Annotated in this window: 16 protein-coding genes and 1 tRNA gene; 9 read left to right on the top strand and 8 right to left on the bottom strand. The window is 62.2% G+C overall.

Annotation, left to right across the window (positions count from 1 at the left end):
• Positions 1-99 precede the first annotated feature (99 nt).
• Positions 100-3,780: a vitamin B12-dependent ribonucleotide reductase gene (locus tag N5A93_RS01060; RefSeq protein ID WP_268953201.1), complete on the top strand. Its 3,681-nt coding sequence runs from the start codon at positions 100-102 to the stop codon at positions 3,778-3,780.
• A 240-nt stretch (positions 3,781-4,020) separates the two neighbouring features.
• Here the strand turns inward: N5A93_RS01060 and ocd are convergent, their stop codons facing one another.
• Both ocd and rocF read right to left on the bottom strand, forming a co-directional pair.
• The gene (gene ocd / locus N5A93_RS01065) at positions 4,021-5,073 is read right to left on the bottom strand and encodes an ornithine cyclodeaminase (protein ID WP_268953202.1); all 1,053 of its coding nucleotides are present in this window, start codon (positions 5,071-5,073) and stop codon (positions 4,021-4,023) included.
• Between the two features lie 14 nt (positions 5,074-5,087).
• A complete protein-coding gene (rocF, locus tag N5A93_RS01070) occupies positions 5,088-6,017 on the bottom strand; it encodes an arginase (protein WP_268953203.1) in 930 nt (309 codons plus the stop codon).
• Positions 6,018-6,135: 118 nt separating this feature from the next.
• Between rocF and N5A93_RS01075 the strand changes: the two genes are divergently transcribed.
• Positions 6,136-6,564 carry an Lrp/AsnC family transcriptional regulator gene (locus N5A93_RS01075; RefSeq protein WP_268953204.1) on the top strand — a complete coding sequence of 143 codons (429 nt, stop codon included), beginning with the start codon at positions 6,136-6,138 and terminating at the stop codon, positions 6,562-6,564.
• A gap of 134 nt (positions 6,565-6,698) precedes the next feature.
• Here the strand turns inward: N5A93_RS01075 and N5A93_RS01080 are convergent, their stop codons facing one another.
• Entirely contained in the window at positions 6,699-7,172 is a 474-nt protein-coding gene (locus N5A93_RS01080; protein ID WP_268953205.1) for a disulfide bond formation protein B, read from the bottom strand.
• On the bottom strand, positions 7,169-7,771 hold the full coding sequence (locus N5A93_RS01085) for a YqaA family protein (RefSeq protein WP_268953206.1): 603 nt from the start codon (positions 7,769-7,771) through the stop codon (positions 7,169-7,171). Before N5A93_RS01085 ends, N5A93_RS01080 begins: the two co-directional genes overlap by 4 nt.
• A 120-nt stretch (positions 7,772-7,891) precedes the next feature.
• Between N5A93_RS01085 and N5A93_RS01090 the strand changes: the two genes are divergently transcribed.
• A tRNA-Leu gene (locus tag N5A93_RS01090) sits at positions 7,892-7,977 on the top strand.
• Positions 7,978-8,673: 696 nt separating this feature from the next.
• Positions 8,674-15,156: a Hint domain-containing protein gene (locus tag N5A93_RS01095; protein WP_268953207.1), complete on the top strand. Its 6,483-nt coding sequence runs from the start codon at positions 8,674-8,676 to the stop codon at positions 15,154-15,156.
• A gap of 384 nt (positions 15,157-15,540) precedes the next feature.
• Here the strand turns inward: N5A93_RS01095 and N5A93_RS01100 are convergent, their stop codons facing one another.
• A complete protein-coding gene (locus N5A93_RS01100; RefSeq protein ID WP_268953208.1) occupies positions 15,541-15,687 on the bottom strand; it encodes a hypothetical protein in 147 nt (48 codons plus the stop codon).
• Between the two features lie 516 nt (positions 15,688-16,203).
• Between N5A93_RS01100 and N5A93_RS01105 the strand changes: the two genes are divergently transcribed.
• A complete protein-coding gene (locus N5A93_RS01105; protein WP_268953209.1) occupies positions 16,204-16,848 on the top strand; it encodes a YiaD family glycine zipper/OmpA-like lipoprotein in 645 nt (214 codons plus the stop codon).
• A gap of 249 nt (positions 16,849-17,097) precedes the next feature.
• Positions 17,098-17,223: a hypothetical protein gene (locus N5A93_RS01110; RefSeq protein WP_268953210.1), complete on the top strand. Its 126-nt coding sequence runs from the start codon at positions 17,098-17,100 to the stop codon at positions 17,221-17,223.
• 99 nt (positions 17,224-17,322) lie between these two features.
• Here N5A93_RS01110 and N5A93_RS01115 read toward each other — a convergent pair whose 3' ends face one another.
• Positions 17,323-18,054, bottom strand: a complete 732-nt coding sequence (locus N5A93_RS01115) for a Crp/Fnr family transcriptional regulator (protein ID WP_268953211.1) — start codon at positions 18,052-18,054, stop codon at positions 17,323-17,325.
• 179 nt (positions 18,055-18,233) lie between these two features.
• Between N5A93_RS01115 and N5A93_RS01120 the strand changes: the two genes are divergently transcribed.
• The 3 genes from N5A93_RS01120 to N5A93_RS01130 all read left to right on the top strand — a co-directional run bounded on the left by N5A93_RS01120 (position 18,234) and on the right by N5A93_RS01130 (position 20,088).
• A complete protein-coding gene (locus N5A93_RS01120; RefSeq protein ID WP_268953212.1) occupies positions 18,234-18,467 on the top strand; it encodes a hypothetical protein in 234 nt (77 codons plus the stop codon).
• 849 nt (positions 18,468-19,316) lie between these two features.
• Positions 19,317-19,508, top strand: coding sequence for a Thivi_2564 family membrane protein (locus N5A93_RS01125; protein ID WP_268953213.1), 192 nt, complete (start codon positions 19,317-19,319; stop codon positions 19,506-19,508).
• A gap of 316 nt (positions 19,509-19,824) precedes the next feature.
• Complete coding sequence (locus tag N5A93_RS01130) at positions 19,825-20,088, top strand: hypothetical protein (protein WP_268953214.1); 264 nt, start codon at positions 19,825-19,827, stop codon at positions 20,086-20,088.
• 350 nt (positions 20,089-20,438) lie between these two features.
• On the opposite strand, the gene N5A93_RS01135 is transcribed toward N5A93_RS01130, so the two are convergent.
• On the bottom strand, positions 20,439-21,728 hold the full coding sequence (locus N5A93_RS01135; protein ID WP_328404155.1) for a fatty acid desaturase: 1,290 nt from the start codon (positions 21,726-21,728) through the stop codon (positions 20,439-20,441).
• 220 nt (positions 21,729-21,948) lie between these two features.
• On the bottom strand, positions 21,949-22,203 hold the full coding sequence (locus tag N5A93_RS01140; protein ID WP_268953215.1) for a hypothetical protein: 255 nt from the start codon (positions 22,201-22,203) through the stop codon (positions 21,949-21,951).
• Positions 22,204-22,536 lie beyond the last annotated feature (333 nt).

The following is a 22,536-nucleotide window of genomic DNA, read 5'->3' on the forward strand; positions in this document are numbered from 1 at the left end:
GCGCGGGACAGGAGTGGGTTCCCGCGAATGGGCGAGGCTTGACGAAGCCACGGGGGCGGTAGGCTCGAAGTGAAACGCTGAACATGAGGCAGCAAGACAATGAAGATCGAAAGAAGATTCACCAAGGCAGGACAGGACGCATATTCGGAGCTGGAATTCGTGACCACGAGCTCCGAGATCCGCAATCCCGATGGGACCACCGTGTTCAGGCTGGACGAGGTCGAAGTGCCCGCAGGCTGGAGCCAGGTCGCCAGCGACGTGATCGCACAGAAATATTTCCGTAAGGCGGGCGTGCCCAACAAGAGCACCCGCGTCAAGGAAAAGGACGTGCCGGAATTCCTGTGGCGCTCGGCGCCCGCGAAGGACAATGACGGTTTCGGCGGTGAGACCAGCGCCAAGCAGGTTTTCGACCGTCTGGCCGGGGCCTGGGCCTATTGGGGCTGGAAGGGCGGCTATTTCACGACCGAAGAGGATGCCGGCGCCTATTACGACGAGATGCGCTACATGCTGGCGCGCCAGATGGCAGCGCCCAATTCGCCGCAATGGTTCAACACCGGCCTGCACTGGGCCTATGGCATCGACGGTCCCAGCCAGGGCCATTACTACGTGGACTACCAGACCGGCGAACTGACCCGGTCCAGCAGCGCCTATGAGCACCCGCAACCCCATGCATGTTTCATCCAGTCGGTCGGTGACGATCTCGTGGGTGACGGTGGCATCATGGACCTGTGGGTGCGCGAGGCCCGCCTGTTCAAATACGGCTCGGGCACCGGCACCAACTTTTCCAGCCTGCGCGCCGAGGGCGAGGCCTTGTCGGGCGGCGGCAAGTCGTCGGGGCTGATGGGTTTCCTCAAGATCGGCGACCGCGCGGCAGGCGCGATCAAGTCGGGCGGCACCACGCGGCGCGCAGCCAAGATGGTGATCTGCGACGCCGACCACCCCGATATCCAGGAGTTCATCAACTGGAAGGTCAAGGAAGAGCAGAAGGTCGCCTCGATCGTCGCGGGTTCCAAGATCCACGAGCAGCGCCTCAACGAGATCTTCGCGGCAATCCGCGAATGGGATGGCAGCAGCGAGGATTCCGTCGATCCCAAGAAGAACGGGTCGCTGAAGGCGGCGATCCGCGGCGCCAAGCAGATGAAGATCCCCGAGACCTATATCAAGCGCGTGCTGGATTACGCGCGTCAGGGTTATGGCAGCATCGAATTCCCGACCTATGACACGGACTGGGATTCCGAAGCCTATGCCAGCGTGTCGGGGCAGAACTCGAACAACTCGATCCGGGTGACGGATGCGTTCCTCAAGGCGGTCGAGAACGATGACGACTGGGCCTTGCTGAACCGTACCGATGGCAGCGTCGCCAAGACCATCAAGGCGCGCGACCTTTGGGAGGATGTGGGCCACGCAGCCTGGGCCTGCGCCGATCCGGGCATCCAGTATCATGACACCGTCAACGCCTGGCATACCTGCCCGGAAGATGGCGAGATCCGGGGTTCGAACCCGTGTTCGGAATACATGTTCCTTGACGATACGGCCTGCAACCTGGCCTCGATGAACCTGTTGCAGTTCTTCCATGACGGGCAGTTCGACGCCGACAGCTACATGCATGCCACGCGGCTCTGGACCGTGACGCTGGAAATCTCGGTGATGATGGCGCAGTTCCCCTCGAAGGAAATCGCGCAGCGCAGCTTTGATTTCCGCACGCTTGGCCTGGGCTATGCCAATATCGGCGGACTGCTGATGAACATGGGCCTTGGTTATGACAGCGCCGAGGGGCGCGCGCTTTGCGGTGCGCTGACGGCGATCATGACCGGCGTGGCCTATGCGACCAGCGCCGAAATGGCCGGAGAGCTGGGGCCATTCGCAGGTTTCGAGCGCAACCGCGCGCATATGCTGCGCGTCATCCGCAACCATCGCAACGCCGCATATGGCGCGACCGAGGGATACGAGGGGCTGGACGTGAAGCCGGTGCCGCTGGACCTGGCCAACTGCCCTGACGGGCGGCTTGTCGATCTGGCGATGGCAAGCTGGGACGAGGCGCTGAAGCTGGGCGAAAAGCACGGCTATCGCAACGCCCAGTCCACCGTGATCGCGCCGACCGGCACGATCGGCCTGGTGATGGATTGCGACACCACCGGGATCGAGCCCGATTTCGCGCTGGTCAAGTTCAAGAAGCTGGCCGGTGGCGGTTACTTCAAGATCATCAACCAGTCGGTGCCCGCCGCGCTTGAAAAACTGGGCTATGGCTCGGCGCAGATCGAGGAGATCGTCAGCTACGCGGTCGGTCACGGCACCATCGGGAACGCGCCGGGGATCAACCACACCTCGCTGGTCGGCCACGGTTTCGGCCCCAACGAGCTGGAAAAGATCGACGGCGCGCTTGGCTCGGCCTTCGATATCCGCTTCGTCTTCAACCAGTGGACCCTGGGCGAGGAGTTCTGCACCAATGTTCTGGGAATCCCGGCGCAGAAGCTGAACGATCCGACCTTCGACATGCTGGCGCATCTTGGTTATTCCAAGGCCGATATCGAAGCCGCCAACGACCATGTCTGCGGGACCATGACGCTGGAAGGCGCGCCCCATCTGAGCGAGGATCACTACCACATCTTCGATTGCGCCAATGCCTGCGGCAAGAAGGGCAAGCGGTATCTGAGCGTGGATAGCCATATCTACATGATGGCGGCGGCGCAGAGCTTCATCTCGGGGGCGATCTCTAAGACGATCAACATGCCCAACGACGCCACCATCGAGGATTGCCAGAAAGCTTATGAGCTGAGCTGGTCGCTGGGGGTGAAGGCGAACGCGCTTTATCGTGACGGCTCCAAGCTGAGCCAGCCGCTGGCATCGTCGCTGGTCGAGGATGACGACGAGGCCGCCGAAATCCTGGAAAGCGGCTCGGTGCAGGAAAAGGCCGCCGTTCTGGCCGAGAAGGTCATCGAGAAGGTGATCGTCAAGGAAATCGTAAAATCGCACCGCGAGAAGATGCCCGAACGTCGCAAGGGTTATACCCAGAAGGCGATCGTGGGGGGGCACAAGGTCTATCTTCGCACCGGCGAATACGAGGATGGCAATCTTGGCGAGATCTTTATCGACATGCACAAGGAAGGTGCCGGTTTCCGGGCGATGATGAACAATTTCGCCATCGCCGTGTCGGTGGGCCTGCAATATGGCGTGCCGCTGGAGGAATTCGTCGATGCCTTCACCTTCACCAAGTTCGAACCCGCGGGCATGGTGCAGGGCAATGACAGCATCAAGAACGCGACCTCGATCCTGGACTATATCTTTCGCGAACTGGCGGTCAGCTACCTGGATCGCACCGATCTGGCGCATGTGAAGCCGTCAGGCGCGTCCTTCGACGATCTGGGCCGCGGCGAGGAAGAGGGCGTGTCGAATGTCAGCGAGATGAGCGACGCCGCGGCATCGCGATCGCTGGAGGTGCTCAAGCAGATCAGCTCGACCGGCTATCTGCGCAAGCGCCTGCCCCAGGAACTTGTGGTGCTGAATGGCGGTCAGTCGCGGATGGCGGCGGCAGGGGGCGATCCGGTGCAGACCCTGCAGACGCTGGTGCCTGAAACCGCAAGCACGACGGCCTCCTATACCGCCAGTTCGACCACGACCACGGCCGTGGCCTCGGGCAGCATGACGATGAATGCCGCCACCAAGGCGCGCATGCAGGGCTATGAAGGCGAGGCCTGCGGCGAATGCGGCAACTACACGCTGGTGCGCAACGGCACCTGCATGAAATGCAACACCTGCGGCGCGACAAGCGGGTGTAGCTGAAAGATCGCGCCCCTGACGGGGGGCGCGTAGGGACCAGCGGGCCTGTACAGGCGGCCCGCGGTCCCGAAGCCACAGGATGGGGCGGACCATTTGCTTCGTCCATCCTTTTCCGGGGCGGGTGCGCTCGCCCTGCGCGGATCGGGCCGCAGGCAGAAACCGGGCGGTACAAATAGTGAGCCCGATCTCGTGAACCTCAGGGGCGTCCAAGGGCGCCCCTTTTTTCTTGGGTGATGGCCAGTGTCAGGGCGCGGCGCGGCAGAGCATTCCGAAAAGGTCGCGCGGATCGTCGGGGTCGGCCAGCAGGTCGAGTTCAAGGTAGAGATCGGTGCCGCCGATATGATCGCGCACATAACGCAGGGCGCTGAAATCCTCGATCGCGAAGCCGACACTGTCGAACAGGGTGATCTGCCCCGCGCTGCTGCGCCCCGGTTTGCTGCCGTTAATCACCTCCCACATCTGGGTGACGGGGTGATCGGGGGCCAGCTGCTGAATTTCGCCTTCGATCCGGGTCTGTTCGGGATATTCGACGAAGATATCGGCGCGGTGCAGCACGCCGGGGGCCAGTTCGGTCTTGCCGGGGCAGTCGCCGCCGATGGCGTTGATATGCACACCCGTGCCGATCATGTTGTCGGTGAGGATCGTGGCAAATTGCTTGTCGGCGGTGCAGGTGGTGATGATGTGGGCGCCTTCCATCGCGTCCTCGGCACTGCTGCACAGATGAACATCGAGCCCCAAGCCCTTGAGATTATGGGCCGCCTTGCGGGTTGCGGCCGGGTCGACATCCCAAAGGCGCACGGATTTCAGGCCGCAGATCGCCTTCATGGCGAGGCTCTGGAATTCGGATTGTGCGCCGTTGCCGATCATCGCCATCGTGTCGGCACCCTTGGGGGCCAGGTATTTTGCCACCATCGCCGAGGTCGCCGCCGTGCGCAGGGCGGTCAGCACGGTCATCTCGGAAAGCAGCACCGGGTAGCCATTGCCGACATTGGCCAGAAGGCCGAATGCGGTGACGGTCTGAAGGCCCGCGCTGGTGTTCCTGGGGTGGCCGTTCACGTATTTGAAACCATAGACCTCGCCATCGGAAGTGGGCATGAGTTCGATGACGCCCTCGGCGGAATGGCTGGCGACGCGGGGGGTCTTGTCGAACAAGTCCCAGCGGCGGAAATCCTGTTCGATATAATCGGCCAGCCCGCGCAGCATCGGTTCGATGCCGATGTGATGCACGAGTTTCATCATGTTCTCGACCGAGACGAAAGGCACCAGCGCCTTGTCGGAAGGGGGGATATGCGGCATGAATTTTATCCTTTTCAACCAAAGGCCTGTGTGGGGCGATCAAAGACGCGGCGACCAAGCGCCGAGGCGGTCAGATCGACCATCACCTGCGCGGTCCGGCCGCGATCATCGAGGAACGGGTTGAGTTCCACGAGATCGAGCGAGGTCATCAGTCCGCTGTCGCAGATCATCTCCATCACCAGATGCGCCTCGCGGATGGTGGCGCCGCCGGGGACAGTGGTGCCGACGGCGGGGGCGATGGCGGGGTCAAGGAAATCGACATCGAGCGACACATGCAGCATCCCCTTGGCCTTGGCGACATGGGAGAGGAAGGCGGCAAGGGGTTTGGCGATTCCGCTTTCGTCGATCTCGCGCATGTCGTGGCGGCGGATACGGGTGCGTTGGAGGATATCGCGCTCGGGGCCGTCAACGGAGCGCAGGCCGAGGATGCAGATATTCTCTTCGGGGATCGGGTTGGTAATGTCAGGAAAATCGGTAAATCCTTTGTTTCCAGTTACATAGGCGAGAGGCGTGCCATGCAGGTTGCCCGAGGCGCTGCTTTGCGGGGTGTGAAAATCGCTATGGGCATCGAGCCAGAGCACGAATTGCGGGCGCCCCTGCGCGGCGGCATGGTTGGCGACCCCGGAGACCGAACCGAGCGAGAGTGCGTGATCGCCCCCCAGGAAGATCGGCAAGCCCTCGGAAGCCGATATTTCCGCTTGTTTTGCAATGGCTTGCGTCCAGCCGATGGTCAGCGCCGGGGCGTGGACATGGGCGGGCATCGCGCCCGGCGTGGCGACGGGATCGGGGGTGAGGTTGCCAAGGTCGCGGGTAGTGTGGCCAAGATCGGCCAGGGCGGCCGGCAAACCGGCGACGCGATAGGCGTCGGGACCCATCAGGCAGCCTTGGCGATCCTTGCCGCTATCGACGGGCGCGCCGATCAGGATGCAGGTTTTCACGGTCATGCTTTGCTCTCGGGTTGTTCAGGTTGCTTTAAGATTCGTCCGAAATGGGTTGAGTTGAAGCGGGCAATTTGCGCAAATAGTGGGTATATTGACCAAAACGGATAGGTGAGTTGGCGAAATGGACGAGACCGACCGCAACCTGATTTCCGCCTTGCGTCATGATGCGCGGGCGTCGCTTTCGGATCTGGCGGCGATGCTGGGGGTGTCGCGCACGACGGTGCGGGCGCGGATCGAGCGATTGAAACAGTCGGGCGAGATCGTCGGGTTCACGGTCGTTCTGAGGGGAGATGCGGCGCGCGACCCGGTGCGCGGGCTGATGATGATCGGGATCGAGGGCCGCGGAACGGATAGAATAATACGCCAGATCAATGGGTTGAGCGCCGTTCGTGCGGTGCATACCACCAATGGCCGCTGGGATCTGATCGTCGAGATCGGCACCGAGACACTGGAGGCCTTCGATGCGATCCTGGGTCAGATCCGGAAATTCGACGGGATCGCCAGCTCGGAAACCAGCCTGCTTCTGAACACCCGGAAATCGAGCAACTAAGCGGGAGGAGATGGTACGAAACGTCCGCTTTGTACGGTGGTTTCGTACGCAATCCGGCCTGTCGCCGGAAAGTTTGGTACAAACCGCCTGTGCAGACGCAAAACGGGGTCTGAACGGTGCAATCCTGAGCCGGTTCAGGCGCGCCGCACGGCCATGATCCAGAGCGCGGCGAGGATGAGGGAGGCGACGCTGTTCCAGCTGGCCATCGAGAGGCCGAACATCTCCCAGGGCACTTCATCGCAGCGCACGAGGGGGGCGGCCATGATCTGATCGTAGAGCTGGTCGGAACTGAGCCCGGAGACGCCGGAGGCGGTGCAGGAGGCGGGGCCGTCCCACCAGGCGCGCTCGACCCCGGTGTGATAGAAACCGATGGCGGCGGTGGTCAGCGCGGCCAGCGCGCCAAGGATCGCCAGCGGGAAGACCGCGGCGCGGGGCAGAAGAAGTGCGGCCGCGCCGATTCCGATGGCGGCGATATGCGGGTAACGCTGCCAGTAGCACAGATCGCAGGGCGGCATTGCGCCGATATATTGAAAACCGAGCGCGCCCAGCATCATCAGGGCCGAGCCGCCCGAGGCAATCAAGATGAGGAGGTGCCGGTCAAGAGTCATAGGTGGCGCACGAGGTAGAAGCCGCCAAAGAGCAGCGCAACAAACAGAATCGTGAGCAGGCCGAGGCGGCGTTCGATGAAGGTGCGTATCGGGGTGCCGAATTTCCACAGAAGCGCCGCCACCAGGAAGAAGCGAATGCCACGCGCCAGGATCGAGGTGGCGATGAAGGTGCCGAGCGGCATCCCCGTCCAGCCCGACATGATGGTGATGACCTTGTAGGGGAAGGGCGTGACCCCGGCGGTCAGCACCGCCCAGAAGCCGAAATCGTTGAAACGGGTGTTGAATTCGGACATGGCGTCGGCCTTGCCCAGCGATTGCAGGATCGGTTGACCAAGCTGTTCATAGGCCAGCGCCCCGATGGCGTAGCCCAGAAGCCCGCCCAGCACCGAGGCGACCAGCGCCACCAGCGCCACCAGCCAGGCCCGCGACGGGCGCGCCAGGATCATCGGGATCATCAGCACGTCGGGCGGGATCGGAAAGACCGAGCTTTCGATGAAAGCAACCAGCGCCAGCACCCAGAGGGCGCGGGGGTGGTCGGACATGCGGATCGTCCAGTCATAAAGGCGTCTGAGCATGTTGGCCGCGCTTGCTTGTCTCAAGGGTGCCGCCTTCGACCATGTGCGCGGGGTGGGGTCAAGGCCGCAGGGCAGGGGGCGACGCAAAAAACGGCGCGCCGGCACTGGACGAGGGGTCAAGCCTTGGGTAGAACCCCGAACCGTGCCCAAGTGGCGGAATGGTAGACGCAGGGGATTCAAAATCCCCCGGTAGCAATACCGTGTGGGTTCGAATCCCACCTTGGGCACCAGAAGTTCCCTCAAAGACGATTGTGTCGAAAACCCGACAGCGTGTTGCGATTCGGTCGCCACTGTTTCCGATTCGTGGCTGGTCGGCGGAATCGGGGCGAATTGGTGCCATGCCGGAACGCTGTTTCAGGGGGTGACACCGGAATGACCACATTTCTGCCATTTTCCCCGTGTTCGTAAATTGGAAACAAAATTCGGGTTTCCGTTAACCGTTAACTTGCAGGTTATCGGGCAAGAACACTGATTTTATTGAGGTATGAAGGTGCAGGGATTGTCGTCAAAACAGAAACGATGATACGGCTTTATCTGTCGGTTTTCAGACAAAAGCCGTGGTTTCGTCGGTTTGGGGACAATTTGTTGTCGGGTTTCCGACAAATTTCACTTTTTTGAACGCATCGCTCTGGCTACAAGAAGTTAAGCCCAACTGGGGGGCGATGTTTGCTGGTCAAGGGGGCGACCGCACAAGGTCCATGTCGCAAGACGTGGGGGTGTGTGATCGTCGGGCCGCGCCGGACGAGTGCATGGGATGCGGCAGAAGCTGTGTCCTGCTGGCGTGTAAACTGCCAACACCTCCTCTTAGCGAACTCAGGGTCATCGTGCCGGTCGTCGTCATGCTGCAGCGTCGCCTGACGGTCGGGATGAAGAAGGTGTAGCGGCTTGCCTCTCTGTGATGTCGGCCCGCGTAAAGGAGTATGACTATGACCTATTTGTTCGATCCCAAGAGCTCTGTGATCTGGGGCCGCATGTACGATGACACGAACGCGGACAACACGGAAATCAACGACGCTGGCGGGTTCGAGCCGGGCATAGAAGGGCAGCTTATCACGCTGTTGGACGCACATGGCAATGTGAAGGCCACCACGACTACGGATGCGAACGGGGAGTATCAGTTCACAGGCCTTCCCGCAGGCACCTATACAGTCCAGTTCCCCACGGCGATTGGCGACAAGACGCTGGTGGAAAAGGATGTCGGCGATTTCGGCACCGACAGCGACGGGGACCAGGCGACGGGCAGGACGGATGAGATTCACCTTGGCAAGGACCAGACGCTTGGCGAAATCGACGCGGGCTATCGTGCGGGCCAGAACCTTGATGGTGTCGTGTCCGGCGACGAGACCGCGAACCTGATCGACGCGGCATACATGGGCGACCCCGAAGGCGACATGATCGACGCGGGTGACGCGATCCAGCCGGACGCGGGGCCTGACGACGATGTGGTCGACGCGCTTGGCGGCAATGACACCGTGCTGGCGGGCGCGGGCGATGACACGATCTTCGGCGGCGCGGGCAACGATTCCATCGATGGCGGCGCGGGCAATGACCTTATCTACGGCGATAGCGACCTTGCGGGCGGATCGGGCGGCGACACGGGCGAGATCGCGGTGGACCCGGTCGCGGGTGCGGATCAGACGCTGCTGGTCTGGGAGCTGTCCGATGTCTCGGTGGTGAACGCGCCTGGCAATGACAACCCGTTCCCCGACAACGTCTCGGGTGAGCATGACGTTGTCGGCTCGACCCTGAGCTTCAATTCGGGTGCGGCGCCCACCGCGGTGGGGATCAATGACGGCGACAGCCGTTTCAACGATGGCGACGGCAGCCAGGATCTGTCTCAATCGGTGACGCTGAACGGCATTACGGGCCAGGCCGGTGACCGCCTGACTCCGGAATATGCCTATTCGCTGGAAAGCTCGACGGGTGATCTGGTGAACATCTATGCCGTCGAACTGGGCGGCAACGACCCCGTCGGCTTTGTTTCGGATGCGCCGATCGACACCAGCGAGACCTATACGTTCCTCGGGCGCACCGACACGACCCCCGATGTGAACTACGCCAATCTGGCGAATGTCTATCTTGATGGCAGCGCGACGGACACTGGCGACGGCGACAATGGCGTTGCCGGAGATGACACGCTGCTGGGTGGCGATGGCAACGACACGATTTTCGGCGAGGGTGGCAACGATTCCATCGAGGGCGGCGCGGGCGATGATGTGCTCTATGGCGACGGCGACGGATCGCTGCAGGGCGGCAACCCGGTCAACCTTCTGGTCAACGGATCATTCGAGGATGTGACGGGGCTTGCGACCGATCCGTTCGGCTTTGTCGGGACCGGGTCGATCCCCGGCTGGACGACCGCTGACCCGAACGCGCGGATCGAGGTCTACAACGTCAATCCCGAGCTTGATCCGGCGGCCAGCGACGGTCTGAATGCGCTTGACCTCGAGGGTTCGCCCGGCAACATCCGGATCGGTCAGGACGTGCAGAACCTGGTCGATGGGGAAAGCTACGCGTTGCGCTTCGACGTGACGGACAGCCCCAACCTGACTTCGATCGATGGGCCGGAGGAGAACGTGGTGGACGTGTTCTTCGGCGGCGAGTTGATCGCGACCATCGACCCGAGCAATATCGACGAGGCCGAGTTCGAGACGATCCAGTTGACTGTTGAGGCGGGATCGGGCGACGGCAGCGACCGTCTGGAATTCCAGGGCCGCGGCGTCGAGGACAGCATCGGCGTGGGGCTGGACAATGTGCAGCTTGTGCCGACGACGCCGGCGGGTTTCGCCGCGGCGCTGAGCGCGGACGGAGGCGACGATACCATCGACGGCGGTGAGGGCAACGACACGATCTTTGGCGGGGCGGGCGACGATTCCATCGACGGCGGCGCGGGCGATGATGTGCTCTATGGCGACGGCGACGGATCGCTGCAGGGCGGCAACCCGGTCAACCTTCTGGTCAACGGATCATTCGAGGATGTGACGGGGCTTGCGACCGATCCGTTCGGCTTTGTCGGGACCGGGTCGATCCCCGGCTGGACGACCGCCGACCCGAACGCGCGGATCGAGGTCTACAACGTCAATCCCGAGCTTGATCCGGCGGCCAGCGACGGTCTGAATGCGCTTGACCTCGAGGGTTCGCCCGGCAACATCCGGATCGGTCAGGACGTGCAGAACCTGGTCGATGGGGAAAGCTACGCGTTGCGCTTCGACGTGACGGACAGCCCCAACCTGACTTCGATCGATGGGCCGGACGAGAACGTGGTGGACGTGTTCTTCGGCGGCGAGTTGATCGCGACCATCGACCCGAGCAATATCGACGAGGCCGAGTTCGAGACGATCCAGTTGACTGTTGAGGCGGGATCGGGCGACGGCAGCGACCGTCTGGAATTCCAGGGCCGCGGCGTCGAGGACAGCATCGGCGTGGGGCTGGACAATGTGCAGCTGCTGGCGCTGACCCCGGCGGGCGTTCCCTCTGAACTCGTGACGGGCGAGGGTGACGACACCATCGACGGCGGTCTCGGGGCCGACACGATGTACGGCGAGGGTGGTAACGATACCTTCGTGATCTCCAACCCCGGCGAAGCGGGCGGCGATGTGGTCATCGGCGGCAACGGCCCCGACGAAACGCTCGACAATGACGTGCTGGATCTGCGTGGCCTTGGCCAGGTGGAGATCGACGACATGGAAGATCCCACCGATGAAGGCGCCCGCATGGGCACGGTGACGGTCGTCTCCACTGGTGAGACGCTGACCTTCAGCCAGATCGAAACCATCCTGACCGATCCCCAGGGCGACGGGGTCGTGGACGGGGCCGAGGCGGGCGAAGCCATGCCCGTGGGCTATTCGGATGCACAGGGCGACCTGATCACTGAAGGCGACGACACGATTTTCGGCAATGGTGGTGATGACACGATTGACGCAGGCGGCGGCGACGATTCGGTTTCGGGCGGCGACGGTGATGATCTTGTCGATGGCGGTTTTGGCAATGACACCATAAGCGGTGACGACGGCAATGACGATCTGAGCGGCAACTTCGGCGATGATCAAATCTTAGGCGGCGCCGGCAACGACCAGCTGGACGGGGGCGAAGGGAACGATACTCTTTCCGGTGGCCTCGATGACGACATCCTCTTCGGCGATGCAGGCAATGACAGCCTTTCGGGCGACGAGGGCGATGACGTGATCCTTGGCGGCGACGGCGACGACACGCTGCTGGGCGGCGAGGGCGCGGACACGCTGGCCGGCGGCGAGGGCGCGGATTCGCTGGATGGCGGCGACGGCGATGACGACATCGCGGTTGGCGGCGAGGACACGGCGACGGGCGGCGCGGGTGACGATGTGTTCACCATCGACGCCAGCGATCCGGCGACGGATATCGATGTGACCATCGATGGCGGTTCGGACGGCACCGACGGCAACCCCGCCGGCCCCGAGAATGGCGACGAGGGCGACGTTCTGGACCTTGGCGACCAGAGCGCACCGCTGGAGGTCGTGTTCGGCACCGACCCGGAATCCGGCACGGTTGACGGTCTGGACGCCGACGACACCCCGGATGTGACGTTTGAGGAGATCGAGAAGGTCTTGACCGGATCTGGCGACGACACGATCGACGGCAGCAACGCGACCGGGCCTCTGGACGTGGATGCGGGTGCGGGCGACGACGTGGTCGATGGCGGCGATGGCGATGACAGACTTGTTGGCGGCGATGGCGATGACAGCCTGAGCGGCGGCGCGGGCAATGACACGCTGGAAGGCGGCGCGGGCAGCGACACGCTGGAAGGCGGCGAGGGCGCGGACGTGCTGGAGGGTGGCGATAACGACGACACCTTCGTTCTGGGCGTGGGCGATGTTGCGAGTGGTGGCGACGGTGACGACGTGTTCACCGTGGATCCGAGCCTGACCGAAGGTTCCGGCCCGATCACCGTGACCGGCGGCGAGGCCGACGAGGGCGGTGCGGACACCACCAACGACAACTATCCCGGTTCGGGCCTGCCCAATGGCGATATCCTGGACCTGCGCGGCCTCGAGATCACCGACTTCTCGCCCACGGGCGGGGATCCGGCCTCGGAAAGCGGGTCGATCACCTATCTCGATGACAATGGCGATCCGGTGACGGTGAACTATACCGAGATCGAGGCGGTGCTGTTCGACCCGATGGCCGACGGTGTTGTCGACGGCGAGGAGACCGGCGAGGATATGGGGGTCGGCTATGATGACTCCAACCCGCCGACCGATGGCGGCGGCGACATGATCACCGATGGCGATGACGTGATCGAGGGCAATGGCGGCGACGACACGATTGATGGCGGTGCGGGCGATGACCTGATCGACGGCGGCGCGGATGACGATGTGATCGAAGGCGGCGACGGCGACGACACGCTTCTGGGCGGCGATGGCAGCGACACGCTGGCCGGCGGCGAGGGCGCGGATGAGTTGGATGGCGGCGACGGCGATGACGATATCGCGGTTGGCGGCGAGGACACGGCGACGGGCGGCGCGGGTGACGATGTGTTCACCATTGATCCGACCGATCCGGCGACGGATATCGATGTGACCATCGATGGCGGTTCGGACGGCACCGACGGCAACCCCGCCGGCCCCGAGAATGGCGACGAGGGCGACGTTCTGGACCTTGGCGACCAGAGCGCACCGCTGGAGGTTGTCTTCGGCACCGACCCGGAATCGGGCACGGTGGACGGTCTGGACGCCGACGACACCCCGGATGTGACGTTTGAGGAGATCGAGAAGGTCTTGACCGGATCGGGCGACGACACGATCGACGGCAGCAACGCGACCGGGCCGATCGATGTCGATACCGGCGCGGGCGACGACTCGGTTGTGGGTGGTGAGGGCGATGACGTGATCAGCACCGGGCCGGGTAATGACACGGTCATTTCCGGCGACGGTTCGGACACGGTTGATGGGGGCGATGGTGACAATTTCATCGACACGTCGTCCACAGCGCCCGTGCCTCTGCCTGACGATGGCTTCCCCGGTTACGGGCCGGTTCCGGCCATCCCCGCGGATGGCGATCCTGATGATGACCGTGATTTCGTCACCGCGGGGTCGGGCAATGACACGATCATCACCGGCGACGACAACGACACGATCGATGCGGGCGATGGCGACAATCTGATCGACGCCGGGATCGATGACGACGACATCACCACCGGTGACGGCAACGACACCATCGTCGGTGGCGAGGGCAATGACACGATCACGTCCGGTGGCGGCGACGATCTTATCTATGGCGGGCTGGACCCGGCCGTGGTGCCGATCGACGGCACCGATATTCCCGATGCGCCGGACGGGGGCAGCTTTGGCCCCGACCCGGACGAGGATAACGGGCGCGATCTGATCTTTGCCGGTGCAGGCAATGACACGGTGTTCGGCCAGGATGACGACGACACGATCTATGGCGGCGACGGCGATGACTCGCTTGACGGCGGTGTCGATGACGACCTGATCTTCGGCGAGTCTGGTGACGACACGATCATCGGCGGGCAGGGCGCGGATACGCTTTCTGGTGGTGCGGGTTCGGATGTCTTCGTCATCGAAAATCGTGAGGATGCCTTCGGCGATGAAATCGATGGCGGCACCGAGGATGGCGATGGCGATCCGACGACCGATAACGAGTTCGACGAACTTGACCTGCGGGGTCTGGGACGGTTCGAGATCGTTCAGAGCGACGGCACCACGCCGCTTGACCTGACCACGCCGAACGACCCGGACGGCAACAGCTATAGCGGTCAGGTCAATTTCCTCGATGCCAGCGGCAACGTGGAGGGTGTGCTCACGTTCACCGAGATCGAGAACATCGTTCCCTGCTTTACGCTGGGCACCGTCATCGCGACGCCCAAGGGCGAGCGGCTGGTCGAGGATCTGAAGGTCGGGGACCGGATCATCACCCGCGACAACGGTATCCAGGAGATCCGTTGGCTGGGACGGCGCGATCTTAAGGGGCGTGAGCTGCTGCAGGCGCCGCACCTGAAGCCGGTACTGGTGCGTGCGGGATCGCTGGGCAATGGTCTGCCGGAACGCGACATGGTCGTGAGCCCGAACCACCGCGTGCTGATCAACAACGACCGCACCGCGCTTTATTTCGAAGAGCGCGAGGTGCTGGCCGCGGCCAAGCATCTGACCGGGCTCGAGGGCGTCGATGCGGTCGAGGCGAGCGGGGTGAGCTATATCCACTTCATGTTCGACAATCACGAGGTGGTCCTGTCGAACGGCGCCTGGACGGAGAGCTTCCAGCCCGGCGAGCAGACGATGGATGGCATGGGCCAGCCGCAGCGGGACGAGATCTTTGAATTGTTCCCGGAACTGCGCGAGGCTGAGGGCCTGAACGCCTATCAGTCGGCCCGCCGCTCGCTCAAGAAGCACGAGGCGCGCCTCTTGGTGAAATAAGCGAATGCAGCCGACCGGCGCGCGCCCTCCGCGTGCCGGTCCTCGGGAACGGGTTTAGGGGGCTGTCCCGCTTCCAGACGGGAACAATCCCGGCGTGTGCGCCGGGATTGTTTCCGTTTATTGTATTTTGCGCCGCATGCACGCGCCCGGGAGAGGGCAGGTATGGTGCTTTGGTGTTCGGAGAAGCGCCATGTCGTTCATTCCGTGCGGTGTATGATTTTCAGCGCTTGTGCGCACTGCCTGCAAACCGCTGCTTTCGCGTGCGCCTGATATGGTCGCAAATTTCTGATAAGATATTGAGATATATGAATTATGGGAGGCGCAGAGGACCTTGAAAACGGCCATGAGGTGCTGATTTTACTGATGCAGGGTGCCCCGCGCAAATCACCACTCGAATTCCGACATCCTCTGCATTGCTTCGCCAGCCAGGCGTTGCCGGTTCACGCCGCGCATGTAGCCCTCGCTGGTCATGGTCTGCCTGTGATCATGCACCGCCATGATGTGATACTGCGTGGCTCCTTGCAGGGCCATAAGCTCCCCGGCTGCCTTTCGGATGCCGTGCGGGCTGCGCCCTTCAAGACCGGCCTTTCTTGTCTGACGTCTGTGCCTCTGGGACGATGCCAATAATCTGTTGTGCATCAGCCCCGGCGTTGTCGTCGGCTATGCCGCAACACCCATTCCAACACGTTTTGCGCAAGGCGGGTGCCTGCGTGATCTGTGCGGGCGGCGGGGGCATTCGCGTCGTCCGAGGCGCGGAAGGGCTGATGGAAGAGGTCGAGGCGCTGATCGAAAAGGACCGCATGTCAATTTGCCTGCCAGGGCGGCACCATGGCCGGCATAGGCAGTCTCCCGGATATCAGTGGGATCGTTGAAGGGAACGCCGGAACGCGGATGCGGATGCACCCGATACGGGAAATCGCTGCGGCTCGCATATCTGTCTAACGCAGATCAGCGTGGATGGGTCGAAACAATGCCACTGTCGAGTCTGTTTGGAGCGGCCGTCTGGCAGATCCCGGTCGGGATGCTCCTTTGAAAAGGAATGAATACATGGCCAATCGTGGAAAGACGTTCTCAATTGCGATCATCGCAGCGACCTTCACAGTCGCAGGATGCACCTATGATGACGGGACTGCGAACAAGCCGGGAACGGGCGTCGTGATCGGCGGTCTGACCGGCGCAGCAGCAGGAAAGATCATCGGGGACGACACCCGTGCGACGCTGATCGGTGGTGCGATAGGCGCCGCCGCCGGGGGCGCGATCGGAGCGCATATGGCCGCGCAGGAACGCGAATTGCGTCAATCCCTTGCCGGAACGGGCGCCGAGATCACCAATACCGGCGATGACCTGCGGGTCATCCTGCCTAACGGGGTGACGTTCCGGACTGACTCGTCGGTGGTCGACCCCGGGTTCCGCCCGGCCTTGCGGACGGTATCGGACAGCCTGCGACGACATCCGGATTCGAACGTGCGGGTCGTAGGCCACACGGACAATGTCGGGACCGCCGCCTATAATCTCGAGCTTAGTCAGGAACGCGCGTTGGCGGTTGCGCGTGAGCTGATCGCGAATGGAACCAGCGCCGACCGAGTCGTGGTTGCCGGCCGTGGCTATTATGAACCAGTCGCGTCCAATGCCACCGCCGCAGGGCGCGCCGGGAACCGCCGGGTCGAGATCGTTATCACACCGTACAGCTGACAGCGGATCGCCGAGGCCCGCTTGATACAGGCCGGGACGAACTGCGTGCCCGCCTCTTTTCCAGGAGGCGGGCGGCCGGTGTCAGACACATTTGCCCGGACACCAACCTGCAACAGCCGTGACTGAGCCGAACGGATTCAGGAGCAGTCTTGAGAGCCTCACGTCCCGCCATTCGCGGTTCTGCTCCGATCAGAGGGTCAGGTGACGGTTCGGTTTTCCGGGGCAATCCAGGTCCGATCAGGTGTTTCGATGGTTCTGACGAACCCGAACAGGATCACCCCGATGGATGCTGATCCCGCAACATCCGAAACCGCTGAAAAGATGAAAATCGTCAAGACGGCATGGGACGCTGCGCCCGCCGCTCGCCAAGAATGATGCTGAATGCAACCATGAACCCGGTGCGGCCAAGCGTGCGCCCGCATGACCCATGGGCAAGCCTTTGACGTTTCTCGTGCAGGCTGCCCGGGCGGCTGGCTAACGCAGCAATGGTCCGTCCTGATCCAGGTAATCCATATCGAAGTCGGCCAGCGTCATCAGACCTGAAAAGTCGTCGAAAGCGACCCGCCCTTTCTGGAAGGTCACCAATCCTTCTTCGCGAAGATGACGCAAGACGCGGTTCACATGCACCGCACTCAGTCCCAGCGCGTCGGCGAGGTGATACTGCGTCAAAGGGCAGTCGTACCCGGACTTGTCCCCGATACCCACCAGGCTCAGCCGCGCGCCCAGTTCCAGCAGGAAATGCGCCATGCGCATCTCGGCCGAGCGGCGACCTATATTGACCAGATGCTCCACAACCATCGCCTCGTCGCGCGACGCGGCCCACAGCACGGCGGTTGCCAGCCTCGGGGCTTCTTCGAAGCTCTCGAAAATATCCGCCGCCAGAACTTCGGACGCCTCGATCCGCGTCACGGCCTCGCTGCTGTGGTCGGCGGTGTGGAACAGGATGCTGCGCAGTCCCAAGAAATCGCCGGGGATCTGGACATCCACGATTTGCCGTTCACCATCGGGAAGGATCTTGAACGAACAGGCCCAGCCTTCGGCCAGGATGAAGGCCGACTGGTTCCTTTGCCCCTCATGGATCAGCTCATGTCCGGCCTGAAATGTCCGCCTGCGTCGATGATAGCGTGCAAGCGTTTCCAGGTCGGTGGCGGACAAGCCAACAAATGCTGAAAGCTTGAGCGTCAATGGACTTTGCAGGATCGACATTTCGGGCTTCACTTTCTTTTGGCAAGGCGTGACCGGACCCAGCGGCTAGCCTGAAAAGTTTTGTCGCAGGCTGCTTTGGATCAGCGCAGTATAACAAGTAATGGCTACAATCCTGAGGCACCACCACCCCGCAAAGTAGGAGTGTTTCCCTCTCATCTGACCCGAAGGCGAAGTTGATCATGCCCGTATCCCAAGACACCGCCGGAACAGCTGCCCTGTCCATCTGTGAATCGCTGCTGCTGGCGCTGAACGATCGCAACATTCTGCCGGAAAAAGAGATCGTGGGTATCCTCCGGGACGCCGCAGCAGCGCATGAGTTCGCCCCCGAGTCCGAACACTCCGAAATGCACATCGCGGTTGCAGCCCTCATCAACGGAATACTGGCTGGTGGCAATTCGGTGCGACGAAGATAAACGCACGGGCTTTGGCCTGGCCTGGCCGGCCTGTTCGCGGCCGGGGACAGCCCTTTCGCGCGCGGTCATCTGTGGCGGGCGCATCCGACCTGCGGAGCAGCCCTTGACCGGGCCGGTCTTGCCCTTGGGGGATGTCCTGGTGGAGCATCGTTTCCGGCTGAATTTCCTTGCCGGACGCTTCATGTCTCGTGTAGCCGCTTGACAGCCGGTGCCGTTGAGGGCGCTGGCCGCCTTTCCATTCTCATGGTCACTGTCGACATCGCGCAAGATGGCTGCGCAGGGCTTGATCGGTTGGCCTGCATCATGCCCGGCCTTGACGATCTTCGCGCTCAGGAGGCTGGTTTGCTCATCGGCGCCCGCCAGAAAAGGGCTGCATGCCAGAAAATCCGCCGGTGCCCGCGACGTTGCACCCGGTTCCCGTGACCGTGGGGCGGTGTTCTGTCGTCGGGAAAGAGTGCGCTCAGCGCAGTCCAAGAACGCCCAGTATGACCAAGACGACCACAACCAGCCCAACAATATAGATCAGTCGGTTCATTGGTATCCCTCCAGATTCAGAGCCAGAAACGTGGCGTATCTCGCATCACAGTAGCGGTCTTTCGATCCGCAGAAACAACATGGATCAGTGTCAGGAGAGGCGCTTGCAAAACGCCGCTCCGGGCGTTCTCAAACTGGCTGATCCAGGTAAGTGCAGCGCTGCATCAATCGCCCATTGTTCCTTGAGCCACCGCATCCTGCGGGTCTCCGGCGCGTGTGACATTCCGAGGGCAGGCCCGGCAGGTCTGATACCAAGGTCACGGTCCATGCATCGTTGCCCATGTGCGGGCGGAATTTTACCAAAGGAAAAGTCCAATGTCATTAATCAATCTGATCGTTACCCTTGTCGTGGTCGGGGTCGCCCTTTGGGCGATAAACACCTATCTGCCGATGGATCGCAAGATCAAGAACATCCTGAACGTAGTTGTCGTGATCCTTGTCGTCATCTGGCTCTTGCGCGCCTTCGGACTTCTGGGGGACATTGGCGCCATGCGCGTCGGCGGCTGAGGATAAGGGGCAACCGGGCGCGGAGCGGCTTACCGTCTTTTCGGGGTCCAAGGATTGTCCCAAGGATCCTCGAGGCAAATACTCGCCTGATTTCGGCCGATGCGACTGCGGATCGATTTCGCCACAGAACGGCACTGCCAACGGGTGGTCGGGCGAGCAAGGTCCCAACCACGATGCGTGGACTGACCCAGGTCAGTCTGCGCCGTCGCTTTTTGCGCTAACCTGAGTCAGCCCGTTCGGATGGCGCCCGCGCGATCAAACGGAAGCCCCCCTTTCCGGCTGAGGCTCTCCAGCCGCCAAACAAGGAGCAGTTCAGATGGTCCGAAATCACCACATCCCCGATCTCAAACATGATGTCGCAGGACAATCCGGTGTTTCAGGCGGCGCCCGGGAAGCAGTCGTGGCCCCGAACGCAACAGCGGTCACGTTTCCTGCGCGCCACCATTCTCAGCCAAACCGTGTTCAGGTTCGGGAAAGAAACAGCATCTGGGAGGTGCGTGTCGATGGCGTCTTTCGAGGCGATTACCATAAGGAAGAGCATGCGCTGACCGCCGCGGTGCGATTCAGGAAGTCACTGTGATGCAGTCCTTGAACCGACAAGCCGTCCCGACGATTTTCCGATCCGGTTCGCCGAGAACGAGCGAATGCGGTCAAAGCCTGCGATTGTCGACGGGTCGGTTCCCGACACCAACAGAGTGGCGCGATAGCGAACAGAGCCATAGGTAGTCTGTTGGCCGAGGATTCGTTGGGCGATGACCGCTTCATTCTCACAAGCAGTTTGTCCAACCCGGTCCCAGAGCCGTTGGCATCCGGCGGGCCAAGAGAGCGCGCGCCAGCCGATCATCAAAGCGCTGTCGGTCGCCAATCCGCCGCCAACCGTGTCGGTTGAGGTGCCCCCGCATCGTGTTCTCCGAAGAGCCCGCGCAAGGCTCAGGCGGAAAGCGTGCGGGCCTGCGCGAACGACAGGAGCCTGCGACGCTTCTCGTCCCAGAGGTGCAGCCGGGCACAGCGAAAGCTTTCCCGAAGCGTGATGCGTTTGGTCTGTGCGAGGATCTCGTGGTCTGCGATCACCTCGGGCAGGCGATAGAACGGAATACGGCTGGCCAGATGGTGAACGTGGTGGACACCGATATTGCCGGTGATCCAGCGCAGGATGCCGGGCAAGGCGTAGTGGGAACTGCCGTGAAGGGCCGCCTCCTGAATGTTCCAGTCTTCCTCGTGCTGCCAGCTGGTTTCCTCGAATTGGTGTTGGACGTAGAAAAACCACATCCCGGCGATCGCGGCCAGAAGCATCGTTGGCAGGAATATGAACAGCAGGACATCCCATCCGCCCAACCAGACGATCACCGTGAGGGCGACAGCGATCATGGCGTTTGTGCCCATTGCGCTCAGCCAGTAGCGCCAACCTGACCGCATCAGGTGCACAGGCAGGCGGTTCTGCAGGAAGAAGGTGTAGAAGGGCACCACCCCGAACAGAAAGACCGGATGGCGGACAAGTCGATAGAGCGCACGACCGCGCCATCCCTTCTCGCGGTATTCCCTGACGGTGAGGGTTGGCAAGTCTCCGACACCGCGTCGCTCGAGGTTGCCTGTCGTGGAATGGTGAATCGCATGGGTCCTGCGCCAGACGTCGTAGGGTGTCAGCGTGAGAACACCGAGCCCGCGGCCGATCCAGTCGCAGAGTTTACGGTCGCGGAAAAGGGATCCGTGCCCGCAATCGTGCTGGATGATGAACAGCCGGACGAGGAAAGCCGCGTTCGCCAGCGCCAGGCCAAGGGCCGATATGTAGCTGATCGACAGCATCCACCAGGCCACTGCCCATATTCCCACGAACGGCGCGAGCGTAATGGTCAGCTCGAAGACGCTGCGGGAAGGGATCGGCTGGCGATACTTCGCCAGCGTGCGCGTCCAGTCCGATGGCGATGGCGCGGCGTCATGATGTGTCGGATCGCCTGAGGGGATCAGGCGCGGAGCGACGTTCGAGGCGGGCGAGTCTGAAGGCCCGGCCTGAAGCTGCCGCGTGACCGGGGGGCGTTCGTCGTTCCGCCCGCAATACCGGGCATCGCCTTCTTGATTTTCCTTCAAGCGCGGCCTGTTCTGTTCGCTGCCTGGTTGATTCCGTGTGTCGGGTGATATGCCAGATTTGGGTCGTGTCATGTGCGATCTGGATCCTGTGCTGTTGAGTGTGTCGTTTTCTTGGTCTTCGAACCGAACTGCCACCGGCGAAGATCTTCGATGAGCGTTGCCACAGTCCGGTGCATTTCAGCATCCGTGCCGGGGGCATTGTCCTGGGGGCAGCATTCAAGGTCTGCCTCATCGGGCATCCGGTGCGGCATGATGGACTGATCTGAAGCCGTCGCCGAATCGCATTCGCCAACGACTGCCAGGTCAGGCAACCGCGAGAATTCCGAGGGCGGATGAACACCGCGCCGGACAACGCTTATATTGCAAGGCTGCGCTCCTTCGCTTGGCAGGTGGTGCCGGTGATCAGGTCGGATACTGGAGATTGCGCGATAGCGTGGGCCGCCGCATCGAGATGCCTGTTGCTCTCTGCTTCCTTGTTTGCAGCACGCGCTTTTGCGGCGGCCTGGCAGTGTTTCAACGCCATGGTCTTTTGAGGCCCTGCCGCCGCTCGGTTGCAGGCATTCATGACGGAGATCATCTTCAGAGACGGTTTCGTCATATCGATTGTCATGGAACGATCCTTTCATGAACGTTTGGAGGACATGAAGCCTGCGAATGTGCGGCAAGGCCGGGTTGCCGCAGGCGCTTGCCTTTTCAGTCGTTCGGATACCCGCAGAACCGTGCCCCCCGGATATTCAGCGAGTATCGGACCATCGCTACCTTTTTCTCGCCGTGGCGCACTAATGCAGGTTAGCTGCGTCGCGTGCCGCCGAAGTAGCTGATCCAGGTAAGTGCAGGGGGGCCCGATCTGCAAGACTATCAGTGCCGGGACGGCCTGCCGCGCGCGATAACGGCGGCACGCCGCATCGCTTCAGCGACTCTGACTCGGGCAGGGGAAAGATAC

Source organism: Roseovarius salincola (genome assembly GCF_026891095.1).
Taxonomy (GTDB): Bacteria; Pseudomonadota; Alphaproteobacteria; order Rhodobacterales; family Rhodobacteraceae; genus Roseovarius; species Roseovarius salincola.